Source organism: Wolbachia endosymbiont (group A) of Lypha dubia (assembly GCF_964028575.1).
In the GTDB taxonomy this organism is placed as follows: Bacteria; Pseudomonadota; Alphaproteobacteria; order Rickettsiales; family Anaplasmataceae; genus Wolbachia; species Wolbachia pipientis.
In genome coordinates this window covers 1,509,255-1,522,589 of sequence record NZ_OZ034796.1, presented here as the reverse complement: position 1 = coordinate 1,522,589, position 13,335 = coordinate 1,509,255, and the positions used below count along the sequence as shown (strand labels likewise).

At 36.7% G+C, this 13,335-nt stretch carries 12 protein-coding genes and 1 pseudogene; 4 read left to right on the top strand and 9 right to left on the bottom strand.

Annotation, left to right across the window (positions count from 1 at the left end; all coding sequences use genetic code 11):
* Positions 1-90 precede the first annotated feature (90 nt).
* Positions 91-789 (bottom strand): alpha/beta hydrolase, encoded by a 699-nt coding sequence (locus ABWU72_RS07705; protein ID WP_151808056.1) that lies wholly within the window; start codon positions 787-789, stop codon positions 91-93.
* A gap of 155 nt (positions 790-944) precedes the next feature.
* On the opposite strand from ABWU72_RS07705, the gene ABWU72_RS07700 reads away from it, so the two are divergent.
* Both ABWU72_RS07700 and ABWU72_RS07695 read left to right on the top strand, forming a co-directional pair.
* Positions 945-2,081: a cysteine desulfurase family protein gene (locus ABWU72_RS07700; protein ID WP_155968302.1), complete on the top strand. Its 1,137-nt coding sequence runs from the start codon at positions 945-947 to the stop codon at positions 2,079-2,081.
* A 528-nt stretch (positions 2,082-2,609) separates the two neighbouring features.
* The gene (locus ABWU72_RS07695; protein WP_213863589.1) at positions 2,610-3,347 is read left to right on the top strand and encodes a hypothetical protein; all 738 of its coding nucleotides are present in this window, start codon (positions 2,610-2,612) and stop codon (positions 3,345-3,347) included.
* A 106-nt stretch (positions 3,348-3,453) separates the two neighbouring features.
* Here the strand turns inward: ABWU72_RS07695 and ABWU72_RS07690 are convergent, their stop codons facing one another.
* Positions 3,454-3,666 carry a hypothetical protein gene (locus tag ABWU72_RS07690; RefSeq protein ID WP_213863588.1) on the bottom strand — a complete coding sequence of 71 codons (213 nt, stop codon included), beginning with the start codon at positions 3,664-3,666 and terminating at the stop codon, positions 3,454-3,456.
* Between the two features lie 134 nt (positions 3,667-3,800).
* On the opposite strand from ABWU72_RS07690, the gene tsaD reads away from it, so the two are divergent.
* Positions 3,801-4,808 (top strand): tRNA (adenosine(37)-N6)-threonylcarbamoyltransferase complex transferase subunit TsaD, encoded by a 1,008-nt coding sequence (gene tsaD / locus ABWU72_RS07685; RefSeq protein ID WP_155968306.1) that lies wholly within the window; start codon positions 3,801-3,803, stop codon positions 4,806-4,808.
* 352 nt (positions 4,809-5,160) lie between these two features.
* Here the strand turns inward: tsaD and ABWU72_RS07680 are convergent, their stop codons facing one another.
* The 3 genes from ABWU72_RS07680 to ABWU72_RS07670 all read right to left on the bottom strand — a co-directional run bounded on the left by ABWU72_RS07680 (position 5,161) and on the right by ABWU72_RS07670 (position 8,532).
* Complete coding sequence (locus ABWU72_RS07680) at positions 5,161-5,676, bottom strand: transposase (protein WP_155968308.1); 516 nt, start codon at positions 5,674-5,676, stop codon at positions 5,161-5,163.
* Complete coding sequence (locus ABWU72_RS07675) at positions 5,666-5,929, bottom strand: hypothetical protein (protein WP_007552904.1); 264 nt, start codon at positions 5,927-5,929, stop codon at positions 5,666-5,668. Before ABWU72_RS07675 ends, ABWU72_RS07680 begins: the two co-directional genes overlap by 11 nt.
* A gap of 509 nt (positions 5,930-6,438) precedes the next feature.
* Entirely contained in the window at positions 6,439-8,532 is a 2,094-nt protein-coding gene (locus ABWU72_RS07670) for a hypothetical protein (RefSeq protein ID WP_231115860.1), read from the bottom strand.
* A 138-nt stretch (positions 8,533-8,670) separates the two neighbouring features.
* Between ABWU72_RS07670 and ABWU72_RS07665 the strand changes: the two genes are divergently transcribed.
* Positions 8,671-10,026 (top strand): phosphomannomutase/phosphoglucomutase, encoded by a 1,356-nt coding sequence (locus ABWU72_RS07665; protein ID WP_155968310.1) that lies wholly within the window; start codon positions 8,671-8,673, stop codon positions 10,024-10,026.
* Positions 10,027-10,132: 106 nt separating this feature from the next.
* On the opposite strand, the gene ABWU72_RS07660 is transcribed toward ABWU72_RS07665, so the two are convergent.
* The 4 genes and pseudogenes from ABWU72_RS07660 to ABWU72_RS07645 form a co-directional block, all read right to left on the bottom strand.
* Positions 10,133-10,861, bottom strand: coding sequence for an Rpn family recombination-promoting nuclease/putative transposase (locus ABWU72_RS07660; protein ID WP_353284031.1), 729 nt, complete (start codon positions 10,859-10,861; stop codon positions 10,133-10,135).
* On the bottom strand, positions 10,858-12,405 hold the full coding sequence (ltrA, locus tag ABWU72_RS07655) for a group II intron reverse transcriptase/maturase (protein ID WP_006280223.1): 1,548 nt from the start codon (positions 12,403-12,405) through the stop codon (positions 10,858-10,860). The genes ABWU72_RS07660 and ltrA overlap by 4 nt, the downstream gene beginning before the upstream one ends.
* A gap of 37 nt (positions 12,406-12,442) precedes the next feature.
* Positions 12,443-12,586, bottom strand: a complete 144-nt coding sequence (locus tag ABWU72_RS07650) for a hypothetical protein (RefSeq protein WP_173862902.1) — start codon at positions 12,584-12,586, stop codon at positions 12,443-12,445.
* 454 nt (positions 12,587-13,040) lie between these two features.
* A pseudogene (locus ABWU72_RS07645) lies at positions 13,041-13,286 on the bottom strand (PD-(D/E)XK nuclease family transposase); the annotation flags it as partial.
* Between the last annotated feature and the right edge of the window lie 49 nt (positions 13,287-13,335).

The window sequence follows — 13,335 nt, the reverse complement described above, 5'->3', positions numbered from 1 at the left end:
AACACAGCTAAAACAAAAAATAATAGCTTTTTAAACATAACAAAACCTTTTCATTTATATTACTACACTCATTTCTCTTGTTTGTAAAGATTAGGCATATTCTTTTACCCTTACCTCTTTTTTGACCTTTTGAAAAGAAATAGTTGCACTATTCAAGCGCAGTTTTATATAATTGTCCACGATTTGAGTCACTTCCTCTTCTTTATCCTTTAGAAAGTGATTAGTATCATCTATTATATGGTATTTCATGTGATCACTTCTTACTGAATTTATCAACCTTTTTGCTAATTCTGTTACATCGCTTTCTTCTGAGATTGTATCATTACTGCTTTGTATTATAAGCCCAGAAACTGGACAGGGAGAAAGAAAAGAAAAATCGTACTTAGTTACCGGAAGAGAAAGAGCAATAAAACCCACTATCTCAGGGCGGCGCATTGTTAGCTGCATAGCCACCCATGCTCCAAAAGAAAAACCAGCGATCCAAATTGGAACATTGCTAGGATTATGTTCCTGAAGCCAATCAATGGCTACCGCAGCGTCAGTTAATTCTCCTATACCCTTATCAAAAGTTCCGGTAGATTTTCCCACACCACGAAAGTTAATCTTCAATGCAGAAAAATTGTTATCGATAAAAGACGTATATGTACTATGTACAATTTTACTATCCATATTACCACCATATTGAGGATGATGATGTAAAACCAGCACAACCGGCGCGTTGGCATCTTTGCTTTGGTGGTATTCACCTTCTATCTTTCTTGTTGCATTATTCAAAAAAACTTCAACCATGGTAACCCCTAATAAGAACCCGCTTGACAGGTATTAATGACGTGAGTTATTAATTATGTATTAATTTCGCTGTTTTTGCAATAAATTTTTTATCGTGTTAAAGCTAACGTACATAGTTATGGCTATAGTTGATGGTAAACTTATTTAAGTGACAGATGAGTCCATTCTCTTTAGAAAATAGTGGTTGCGTATATGCTGATTACAATGCAACTGCTCCAATTAGTGAAAATGTAAAAAAAAGTATATTTGAGGTCTTGTTAAAACAAACGCTCAATCCATCATCACTACATAAAAGAGGACAAGAAGCGAGGAAGATTCTTCAGGATGCAAGAGATAACGTACGTGGTGCTATTGGCGTCTCAAGTGATAAAGAAATAGTTTTTACGTCTGGTGCAACTGAAGCGAATAACCTTGTTATGAGAGGAATAGCAGGCTACCTGCATATAATTTCAGCTATAGAGCATCCTTCAATTCTTAATTCTGCATGTAATCCATATATAATACCTGTTAATCAGGAGGGCATTGTTGACTTTTTAGAGCTAGAAAAAATTCTAAGCGAACTTAAAGGAAACAAAGCAATAGTTTCAGTTATGATGGCAAATAACGAAACCGGAGTTATTCAACCTATTGAGGAAATAGCTAAAATAGTACACAAGTTTGGAGCAATTTGCCACACTGACACTGCTCAAAGTGTTGGGAAAATTAAAGTTAATATGGAAGATCTAGGAGTGGATTTACTCACTTTATCCGCCCATAAATTTGGCGGTGTAGCAGGCAGTGGAGTTTTAATATTCAATAAAGAACTTGCGATAGAACCTATTATAATAGGTGGTGGACAAGAGAAGGGATTTCGTGGTGGTACGGAAAATATTGTTGCGATTGCAGGCCTTTCTGCTGCACTGCAAAATATTCCAGACCTTCTATCAAAAATGGATGAAGTAAAGGAGCTACGTGATCAATTAGAGTGTGAATTATTAAATCTTGCCAGTGACATAAGAATCTTCGGTAAAAACTCTAAGAGGCTGCCAAACACAAGTTTTATTTATATGCCAGGAGTAAAGAGTGATGTGCAGCTTATGCATTTTGACTTGAATCATATTGCAGTTAGTAATGGCTCCGCATGTTCTTCTGGAAAAGTTGAGCCTTCCCATGTTTTGCTTGCAATGGGGGCAACAAAAGAGCAAGCAGAGTGTTCAATTAGAATCAGTATAGGTCCAGAAACTAAACCACAAGACATAAAAAAAATAGTGGATTGTTGGTATAATATCTACAAGCAGAACACCTTGGTATAGATAATACGTGGTATCATGCAGGCACTGGCCGAGCATTAGATGTAAAAAATTACTTTACAACCCCGCGGTATCTCTAGATCCCGCTAACAAGCAGCGGGATGACGGTTGTTAGGCTAGCTGTCATCCAAGTAGCTGACACTGGTTCCTTTATGACGGCAGTGCCCCTATGGTGTCATTCCAGTGCCCTGACTACTTGGATCTAGCAAGCTTTGCTTGCAAATAAGTCTAATACGTGTCGCGTTTTATGCCAAAACACAATTGGAGTTACATGCAAAATAGATCCCAGACTGGGATGACAAAAAAAGAGCACTGGAATGACACCATTTGCTGTGCAATTTACCTTCAAAAATGAATGTTCGTACAGCTATGGATTCATTCGCGGTATCTCACCATAGATCCCGCTGACAAGCAGCGGTATGACGGTTATCAGTAAACATGAATTACTTTAGCTATGCAATCAGGCTTCCTAAAAACACTTTGTAGCCAATCAATTCTTGAGTATAAAAAAAATTCCTTTAATAATAAGGTATGCTAATCAGGAATTTAATAAAACAAGCAACTCAAGTAGGAAGCAGTGAAAATGCAATACGGTATGTCGAATATCTCTATCAATTTGAGAAGTTCAGGAACACATTAAACCTCACTTTATCACTAATAAAGCAAAACAGGCTCTCATTTGAAATATACCAAGAGGGATTAGTGGATATGGAAGAGGGAGTGTGTAAGACAATCAGGTCTTCCGGTGTAAATAGATATGTTATTGTGCTAAGAAGGTCAAACCCATATATTATAGTGCATGAACTTTCACATATGGTTGAAAATGAACTGAACTTAAGTTTAGAACAGGAATTTCTCCATAAAGTTTATCAAGATATTGAGCAGAACCTAAAGCAAGCAAATATTCTTGTGCAGAAAATTATCGGCCAAGTTATATTTAAGGAGATACAGGCTTATCAAACTGCAAAATCACGTGCATCTGAATTATTTGCACGCTATTTTGAGCTATTTGCTTGGGCGCAGGAGGTTTACCCTAAAGATAAAGAATACTTAATCCGCACTCAAGACTTAAACAAAGTGTTCCTTGCTACTGGCCAATGGAAAAAGAGCTACCTTGATTCACAAATGATGGAGAGAATAGATAAGGAAATCAAGGAATACAGCAATAAAACTGCCACTAAAGACGTAACCAAAGTGCAAAGCAGTTGGACTAATAAATTTTCTCCTGGGGGCAAAAAAATTAGCTCTATATTTGGAGATGATGATTAGCTTATAGTGCAGGCCAGACGTCATACCGCCGCGAATCGTCATACCGCGATTCATTCCACAACTGTACGAACGTTGTAGTTTGGGAGCAATTCCTACCAGTGGGGTGTCATCCCAGTGCCCAGACACTGGGATCCAGGAATTTTATTAAGTTGGTAAGCATAAAAATAGCCATTTTATGTAAAAATACAACATTTTGATGATTATGAAAAAGCTGGATCCCAGTGTCAAGCACTGGGATAACATCATAGAGGCACTGGAATGACACCTTCCTAGTGGAAATTGCTCTCAAATCACAACGTTCGTACAGTTGTGGATTCATTCGCGGTATAGATCCCGCTAACAAGCAGCGGGATGACGGTTGTCGGTAAATCTTTTAGCTGTAGAAGTTAACTTTGCAGTTAACTTCTACAGCGTTTCAAGATATAGTTTTGATAATAAAGTGCTCGAATATACATGAAAACCATTTTAGCTGTTGAAACAAGCTGCGACGAAACTGCAGTAGCGATTGTAAATAGTGACAAGCAAGTCCTTGCTCACGAAATTCTCTCCCAAGCAGAACACAAAAAACGTGGTGGGGTGATCCCTGAAATAGCTTCACGTGCTCATATGAAGCATTTAAGTGGTCTAATAAAAAGCGCCGTGGAAAAATCTAACCTTAACTTTTGTGACCTCAATGCAATTGCAGCAACATCAGGACCAGGACTCATAGGTGGATTAATAGTTGGTACAATGATGGCTAAAGCAATTGCGCATGTAGCACAAAAACCGTTCATTGCAGTGAATCACTTAGAAGCGCATGCATTGGTTATTAGGTTACTGCATGAGGTAAAATTTCCATTTTTAGTCCTACTAATATCAGGTGGTCACTGTCAATTTTTAATTGCACAGGATGTAGGTAAATACATTAAACTTGGAGAAACGCTCGATGATTCACTAGGAGAAGCATTTGATAAAGTTGCTAAGATGCTGGGTTTAAGCTACCCAGGAGGCCCATTAATTGAAAAGTTGGCTAAAAAAGGCAATGGCACAAGATTCAAACTGCCAAGGGCAATGATAAAACGTTCTGGATGTAACTTTTCGTTTTCTGGGATTAAAACAGCAGTAAAAAACTTAGTACAAGAACTTAAAATGAGCGAGCAAGATGTGTGTGATGTATGTGCTTCGTTTCAAGAGTGTATTAGTGACATACTGCTGGACAGGGTTAGTAATGCGATTATTATGGCCGAATCTTTAAATATCAAAATCAATGACTTTGTGATTACCGGCGGAGTTGCAGCAAATAATTTCTTGAGAGAAAAATTAAAACAACACATAAACTTAAACATATTTTTTCCTCCCAACAACCTATGTACAGATAATGCAATAATGGTTGGATGGGCAGGAATTGAAATGTTACAGAAAAGCTATATAGATTCTCTCAATTTTGCACCAAGACCTAAGTGGGAGTTAGAGAGTTATTAAAAGCTCTCAATTCTGAATTATAGCTAAAGTGACTTAGGTTCTCTAATTGCACATAAGTCAACAATAATTTTCACACAAATCAAAACAGCATATCTTCTCCATAATCCTTGGTAATTTTACATAAGTTAAAAGTAGCATATGGTTCTCTCCGCGGTCTGAGATGACAATAAATTTGTCAAGCCGCATTATACTTGTTAGGCGGAAGTGGACGGCAACATATTTACCACGAAGTCTAACTAAGTTCTTGCTTGTCCCTTCCATCGGCATTGCTATCTTTATTTTCAATAAAATTATTGTCCTATGCTCTTTTGATGTTTATTGATAATAAAATTCTGTTTTATCAACCAACATCCTATGCATAATTACAGCTAATTTTCTTGCTACTGCTACAATTGCTTTTTTCATTCCTTTTTTCTTCGCAACCCCAGTTTTTTAATTTAAATGTCCTCTTGGTAACTGTAAGCATTGTTTGTGCAGCTTCATATAACATACTTCTACATTCCGCTGGTCCCATCTTTGATATGCTGCCATGCCGATCAACTTCTCCAGAAGAATATTGCCTTGGTGTCAACCCTATATATGCTCCAACTGTATCAGATTTCTCAAACCTATGTGGGTTATCAATTGCAGCTTTATACGTCATTGCTACTATAATCCCCACTCCTGGAACAGCAGTTAACAATTTACAATCATCGTCTTTTTCACCTTGTTCTGAAAGCATTTTGTCAAGCTTTCTTAATGACTTTTCTATTGCTTCCAAACTACAAACTAACGCTTCAATTGAACTCCTACTGATTTCATCCAAATTATTTATTGCCTCTTGTATTCTTAAAGCGAAAGTTTCAAATTTTGATCCTTTATCGACCATGTATCTTCAACAACCCTCTTATTGTTCCAATAACCTGCTGTTTGCTACACATTAGCTGTCTTCTGCTTCCAAGCGCTATTTTAATTTGACAACTGATTTTACTAACACTTCTCATCATCTGCGCTATACCCCTCGCATCGTTTTTATCATTCTTATTGATTCTTGCAGACAACGCTGCTGCCATATGCCTTGCATCTACACAAATTACTGGTAATCCAAAACTCCTTAACTCTTTGCACATTGATATTGACAACTATCCACTTTCTATTCCTATGGGTTCGTATTTTTTGCCTTGGCTAATCTGCTATTGCCTTACTTTCGCTTGCAACAACTTCTTCCTTAACAACTTTTCCTTTCTCATCAACGATACTTATAAAAGTTTCTTTTAATGAGATCGCTATAATATTTCATGACCTACTGTAAAAGTTTAAATTATTTTTGAAGAACCAATTCATTGAATTTGTTACTTCGTGCTAAAATAATGGAGTATGTCTCTCCATCATTCAATAGCAATTACAGTATGTTTAGCTATAATTTGAAAAACAAAAATTCGTCATTCCGCTACTAGTTAGCGGGATCTAGAGGTACCGCGGCGGCATGACGTAGGATTGCTGTCATCCCGCTGCTTGTTAGTGGCTAAGAGATACTGTGAATAAATCACGGTATGACGGTTAAGTATCCCGCTACGTGTTAGCGGCTGAGATAACGCGAATAAATCGCGGGATGACGTGTTGCTTGGGTCAGCTATAGAAGCAAAACTCATCATTTTGAAAGAGGAGGAGATTTTTCCGGACCCTCAGCAGGGATTGATTTTGGATCTGATAATTCTGTATTTACCTTGATTGGCTCTAATGGAGTTTTCTGCTCTTCCGGTTTATCATCTGGAATTGGAACAGGCCAATCCATAATGTTTTGCGGTATAACTTCTGCTTCTTTAGCTTCTTTTTGACCTGTTGAAGATGATGCATCAACTCCTGCATTTTTGGTAACTTCTTGTTTTAGTTGTTTATTTTCTTCTTGCAGTTGCTTTAAATTTTTCTTTAACTCGTCAATCTCTCTTATTTTTTGTTTTAATTGTTCAGATATAGTTAGTTTGTCTCTAGTCAATTTTTTGTTTTCTTGTCTTAACCCACTAGCTGTTCTGCTTGAGTTGTTGTTTACAGCTTGTATACCTTGGTCTTGCTGCTGCATGCTTGTTCCTCTACTTTCATATTCAACTTCAGTTTGAGTTGATGTAGCTGCCTGACCTTTTTCCTGCTGTAATATGTTCTGCAGTTGCTCTAGACTCTCTTTGACAGATGCCAGCTCTTCCTGTGTACACGTTAACATCCCTTCCTTTTCCTTAAGTTGATATTGAAGTTTTTCTATTTCCCTCTTCGTATTTTCTTCGCTTAGCTCATCTGCAAGTGATCTTCCAGGTTCAAGTTGTCGAATTTCCCTCTCTAAATCTTCCTTTTCTCTCTGTAATTCATTTAATTCTTTAGACAATTGGCTCGCCGTTTCAGCCAATGTATTGTTTTCCTTTTTTGTTTCCATTAACTGTTCTGCCAACTGCTTTTTATGATCATCCTTTAAACCTTCCACTATTTTCTTCAGGTCATTCTCCAAATTTGCATTCTTTTCCTTTAGTACAGTTAAATTAGCTTCACTTTGCTTCAATTTTCTCTGTAATTCTTTATTTGCCTCATTTGTTTCACCTTCCTTATCTTTCAACTGATCATTTAAGTTCTTTATTACATCATTTTTATCCTGTAGTTCTTCCTCTTGTTCCTTTATTCTTTGACCTCTTTCAAATATCGCTCGCTGTTGTTCATTGACTTTATCTCTCAAGGAGTCACGTTCTAATCTTAGATCCTCAAGCTGCTTTGCCTGCACTGCAAAATATTTAGCAAATGTTTCTTTTTCTTCCTCTAATTCCTCAACTTCATCTTTTAATCCTTCTTGCTCATACTCTTCTTCATCACCAGACATATCATCCTCAAATATTTCATCTTCATCACTAAATTCACTGCTGGTGGATATAGAACTTCTACGTGAAGAAGGTGTGCTAGGAGAGGAATACCCACTGCTGCTTGGTGTAGGTGACTGTGGTGATATATGTAGATCTTTTGTAAATATTTCCTCTGCTGGTACTTGCTGATCGTCTACACTCTTGGATATGCCAGTAAAAGCTTGATACAGAGTTTTTCCGTTGATAAAAACTTCTTTATTTTGTCCAACTAACTTTAATACTTCTTCTGAACTCGTTATTCCTCCAAATTTTGGCTCACCAATAACACTCTGTATACCACCAGAATCCAATTTTACGGTCATGCTACAGTCTATGCTGTTACCTTCAGAATCCTTAGCCTGCCAATTAATGGTCATTTCACATGAGCTTGAACCAGTAAAATCATAGTGCCTTTCGCTGCCTTTTTTGGTTGCAGTTATTTGACTATCTTTCCCTAAAGATATGTTATAAACCTTACCTTCACTGCTAGCTCTTAAAATATTGCTAATTTCTATTGGTTTTTCTTCATTTTCAAATCTAATTTTGAAGTCATCATCTTTTGTTGAATACGCTAAGAAATTTTGATTTGGTAAAGATGCTTCAAATTCTCTATGTGTTTCATTTATTGATTGCTCAAATTTTTGGAACTCCTTTTCCCACTTTAAATTTATCTGTCCTGTAATGTTCTCATCTTTGCGTAAAGGGCCAATAAAATACCAGATTAAATTTTTTTCCTCCAATTGTTTTATAGTCTCTTGAAAGCTGCTACAAGATTCAATCACATCTAAAATATCCTTTTTCTGCTGTTCATCTACATCTAAACTTTGACTTTCAGCTATAAATACATTTTCGTTCTCCCATGGCATAATTTTACATTTTTAGAAAATATACTATAATACTAACAATTTTAATTAAAAAATCAACTAATTATGTGGGTAAATAAAGAAGAAATTTGAACACTTGTCCATTATGTTATATAGTAGTTACTCCTTAAGCAGTGCAGTATGGACAATACCATTATAAGAAAATACGATATTAGAGGTATAATAGGCAAAGACTTGCAGATTAATGATGGGTACGAGATAGGTAGAAAGTTTGGCCAAACCGTAGTTAGTGTTTGTGTCGGCTACGACAGCAGAATAGATTCACCAGGTATAGAAAGAGAATTAATTAGGGGCTTAACTTTATCCGGTGCAAATGTTATACGCGTTGGACTATGCTCTTCACCTATGCTTTACGCTGCAACACAAATCACACAGGCGGATCTTGGTATCATAATAACTGCCTCTCATAACCCCAGCGAATATAATGGCTTTAAATTTTTTAGTAATAAAAAAGTCTTCTCAGATCAAGAAATGAAGGAAATTATAAGCAGTCCAATTAAAAACAGCACAAGAATTGGAAGCTTAATTAACATAAATATATATAGTGAGTACATTAGCATATTGAAAAGTGCAGTGAAGAATAATACTACACAGAAATTAAAAATAGCCTGGGATTGTGGAAATAGTCCAGCAAGTGGAATTATAAGGTATATTGAAAAGATCTTGCCTGGTCATACGCACATCGTAACCAATAACTCTATAGATGGGGCATTTCCACTGCATGATCCAGATCCCATAGAGGAAAAAAATCTTGCTCAATTAATTGACATTGTGAAGGAATATGGATGTGATCTTGGCATTGCGCTAGATGGCGATAGCGATAGGGTGCGCTTAATTGATAATAAAGGCAACGTTGTTTCCAATGACCATTTATTTATAATTTTTGCACGTGAAGTGTTGGAGGAATATCCAGAAAGCAAAGTTATTGCTAACGTAAAAATGAGTATGAAAGTGCATGATTTTGTTAGCAAGTTAGGAGGGCAAGTTATCACCTGTGCTACTGGACATTCACTAGTTAAGAAGAAGATGGTAGAGGAAGAGGCAAAGTTTGCTGGTGAATTAAGCGGGCACTTCTTCTTTTCTGAGCTAAGTTTTGATGATGGGCTATATTCTGCTGTTAAAGCAGTTGACATTTTGCTTAAGAAAAACCAAAGCCTATCTCAGGTGATTGAGGATTTACCGAAGTTATATATCACTCATGAAGTGAAGATTGTAGTGAAAGATGAGAAAAAGTTTCAAATAATTGAGTCAATAAAGAAAACACTGGAGCAGCAAAATATTGTATTTTCAGATCTTGATGGTGTTAAGGTAACCGATAATAAAGGTTGGTGGCTTCTTAGGGTATCAAATACGCAAAACTGCATTACAGCAAGATGCGAAGGAGAGACTTTAGAGGGTTTTGAACTTACTAAAAAGGTTTTGTTCCATTACATTGATGAAGCAAGGTCTTTAAATTGTAGCTACTCACAGAAATAAATTTGATTTATAAAATTGACATGAAAGTATAAAGATAAATAGGCTAAATGTACTTATCATCTGGTCAGGCTGCAGCATTATTTCGTGTAACCGTTTGCGGGTCCACTTAATTCTGCAATTCTTTGATCTCACTCATGGAGAGGCCAGTAAACTTAACAATAGTGGTGAAATCAACATTATTAGCTAGCATTGTTTTTGCAACTTCAATTTTTCCTTCCTTTTTAGCATCATCAAGTTTTTGTTCAAGAACAGCCCGTTCATCACGAATACGTTTTATTTCCTGTTCGTAGGCAATAAATTCTTTCTCTGACCAGTTGAATCTATTTAGTTCTTCATATGCCTTTTTAATTATTACATCACTACCTATTATCTTTTCCAATTCTTCTTCGCTAGTTTCATCTGCATATTTAAAATAATAGATCCATTTTTCAACTATACTCTCCAATTGGTCTTCTTTAGTTTTAGGAAATTTTGGTAACTCAATAAATGTAAAATAAAAATCTTTTAAATCATGTTCATAGCTATCTTTGTCTAACATTACATGATCTGACTTATACTCAGATTTATTAGGAAAGAGAATACAATCAGCAATAGCTATAAAAATGATTTCTTTAAGATCCTGATATTGATCACCTTTATCAGCTTGCCTTGAATAAGCTTTAGCAGCGTAATATTGAGCGCGTTTTTCAAAGCCTTTAGTTTTGGCAACTTGGTTAGGTAAGGAAGTAGTATTGCTACTACTCCCTCCCTTAGAAACGCAGCATGCAGGTTTCCCCACACTACGCTTGAGCCCCTTATCTAAGTCCTTCTTTTCTCGAACCGGCTTGTCCTTCATGATTCCTCAGAAAACATCATTCTTAATGGTGACACCAACAGTAGAGAACCTTCTCTTGAGAAAGAGCTTGCTAACATTTTTGTTTGTTTCACTCTTTCATCAAAATACTTTTTCCATTTTAAGTCAAGTGGATTTGCATCCGCCCTGATTTTAACATGTCGTCTGATAGGTATATCAATCAACCTAAGCAGTCTTAAATACCTTATCTCTTTCGGTTTGTTCTTGCATATGGGTGCAGCAAAGACCCATTGGCGTTGTTTCATTACCTTGAAGTAACGATTCTTTATCCAACGTAATCCTTTACGAGGATGTCTTTTCTTTGCCCATTTCCATAGAGCACACATAATTTCATGGTCTATTTTGTTAAAAGCTCTTTTCGCACACACATGGCTGTAGTAATTTCCCCATCCCCTTAATAGGGAATTGAGCAACTTGATTAGTACGGCCTGAGTGTTCGCTATGTTTGCCTTTATCAATGTACGTGCTTTATTAAGAAGTTTCTTAATACTTTCTTTTGAAGGTTTTATAATTAACTTCTTATTATACCTGCGTACATTACAACCAAGAAAGTCAAACCCTGTTGTAATAGATGTAATTTTTGTTTTCTCTTCGGAAAGGATAAGACCTCTCTCCTGAAGAAAGGACGATACTAGAGGTTTTACTTCATTTTCCAGTACTTCACGTGTGATTCCTGAAATGATAAAGTCATCTGCGTACCTGATTACATTTACTCCACTTCTGATTTTGCTTCTTCTTTTACTGCCAAGTTTACCAAATTGACTTTCCAATGATTTTTCAAGTCCATTTAGGGCTAGATTTGCTAGTATTGGAGAGATGATACTACCTTGTGGGGTACCTGCAGTTGTGGAATACAGAGTTTTTGATTCTAGGAAGCCAGCTTTTAACCAGCTATGAAGAATTTTCTTCTCCATAGGAATATGCTTCATGAGCCATTCATGGTTAATGTTATCAAAACACCCTTTAATATCACCTTCGAGTATCCATTGTAGTTGGTTACGGCTTGCCAGTAACAAGTGACAAGCCACAGTAGCGTCTGCGCAGGATCTTTTTGGTCTAAAACCATAAGAGTGACGATCACTGATCGTTTCAGCTATCGGTTCCAAAGCAAACAAGTATAATGCTTGCATGGCTCTATCTTTTATCGTAGGGATTCCAAGAGGTCTTCTTTTGCCATTAGACTTACTGATGTATATCCGTTTTAGCGGAGAAGGTTTGTATCCTCTTTGTTTTAATAGCTTTATTCCTTGAAATTTTGTGTTGCAAGTTGACCATATTTGACGATCTACACCTGCTGTGTTTTTTCCTTGGTTTTCAGTTACTCTCTTAACCGCCAAAGCTTTGCCGCTAAAAGAGCGTGTGAGAAGGTGTTGTAAAGTTTTCACCTTACCCCATCTGCCTTGTTGGACAGCCTTAACAATACGCCTCTGTAGCCTCATAACAACTTTTTGGCATTTCTTCCAGGGTAACTGGTTCCATGCTTCGGAGTTATTGGTAGGTGCACTTACAGTTGTACTTGTAATCATCTGCTTTCCTACCTTAAGTGGTTAACAAAGTTTCTTGTCATGAGGGACCAAATGGAAGTCTGCTCGTTTTCACGCGAATTAATGTTACAAATTCTATCCATTTCGTTACAAAATGGCATTCGCTTTCTCCATTATCCTTTACCTGCACATCCATCAGCATTCCTTGCGGGTTGCCTGCCATATAGGCGAAAATACAGGCTTATCCTGTTCCTTTTGTCATACAATAGTGGGTTAGGTGGCTTCTCTATACCGGTGGAATTATTATTTGCGTACATCCAGAAATGAAAAATGTAACTCATCCACATTACCTTTTGGTCGGAGCTTATCAGCATCTTTAGCTCTTTAATCGTTACGATACTTATGAAGCTTCACTTACGTTCACCATACCACTAAGCCTAGCCCTCCAACCACATGATGCTTGTAGTTTATGCTTTCTCTCACGATTGAGCATCTTCTTTATCAAGAGGAGGTTCATTGTCCGCGTCGCTCGGCACCAACTGGTTACCCAATTCGCACTGATGCGTAGACTCAGATGGCAAAACATCTGGTTCAATAAGCTTTAGAATCCTTTCAGTTTCTTTCTGAATGAATTCCTCTCCTTTTAAACAATATGACCGAAGGCTTTCAGGTCGCACCATTTCGACTATTACTTGCACCCCATTTTCATCCCTGCAAAGAACATCAACGATACTTTGTTTTTTAGAGGCAATTTCAGCATCTTGAATAGTGCTGAGGAATTCTATTTCTTTTATTTCATCTTTGCCAGTGAACCCCAAAATATCATTGAGAAAGTGAATGAGGATGTCTTTATTTTTTTCAGTACCAAAAATACGCCGGAACGCAACATCATTCTTGGGGTCGAGAAATTTAGAAAGAGCCATAAAAAAATTTTTAAATGTATCTTTATATTATATATTCTTATTGATAATA

Excerpts from the sequence above, each read along its gene's own strand:
- ABWU72_RS07660 (WP_353284031.1), bottom strand. The coding sequence starts at position 10,861 with ATGAAGGACAAGCCGGTTCGAGAAAAGAAGGACTTAGATAAGGGGCTC.
- ABWU72_RS07690 (WP_213863588.1), bottom strand. The coding sequence starts at position 3,666 with ATGAATCCACAACTGTACGAACGTTGTGATTTGAGAGCAATTTCCACT.
- ABWU72_RS07705 (WP_151808056.1), bottom strand. The coding sequence starts at position 789 with ATGGTTGAAGTTTTTTTGAATAATGCAACAAGAAAGATAGAAGGTGAA.
- tsaD (WP_155968306.1), top strand. The coding sequence starts at position 3,801 with ATGAAAACCATTTTAGCTGTTGAAACAAGCTGCGACGAAACTGCAGTA.
- ltrA (WP_006280223.1), bottom strand. The coding sequence starts at position 12,405 with ATGATTACAAGTACAACTGTAAGTGCACCTACCAATAACTCCGAAGCA.
- ABWU72_RS07670 (WP_231115860.1), bottom strand. The coding sequence starts at position 8,532 with ATGCCATGGGAGAACGAAAATGTATTTATAGCTGAAAGTCAAAGTTTA.
- ABWU72_RS07680 (WP_155968308.1), bottom strand. The coding sequence starts at position 5,676 with ATGGTCGATAAAGGATCAAAATTTGAAACTTTCGCTTTAAGAATACAA.
- ABWU72_RS07665 (WP_155968310.1), top strand. The coding sequence starts at position 8,671 with ATGGACAATACCATTATAAGAAAATACGATATTAGAGGTATAATAGGC.
- ABWU72_RS07650 (WP_173862902.1), bottom strand. The coding sequence starts at position 12,586 with ATGGCAGGCAACCCGCAAGGAATGCTGATGGATGTGCAGGTAAAGGAT.
- ABWU72_RS07700 (WP_155968302.1), top strand. The coding sequence starts at position 945 with ATGAGTCCATTCTCTTTAGAAAATAGTGGTTGCGTATATGCTGATTAC.
- ABWU72_RS07695 (WP_213863589.1), top strand. The coding sequence starts at position 2,610 with ATGCTAATCAGGAATTTAATAAAACAAGCAACTCAAGTAGGAAGCAGT.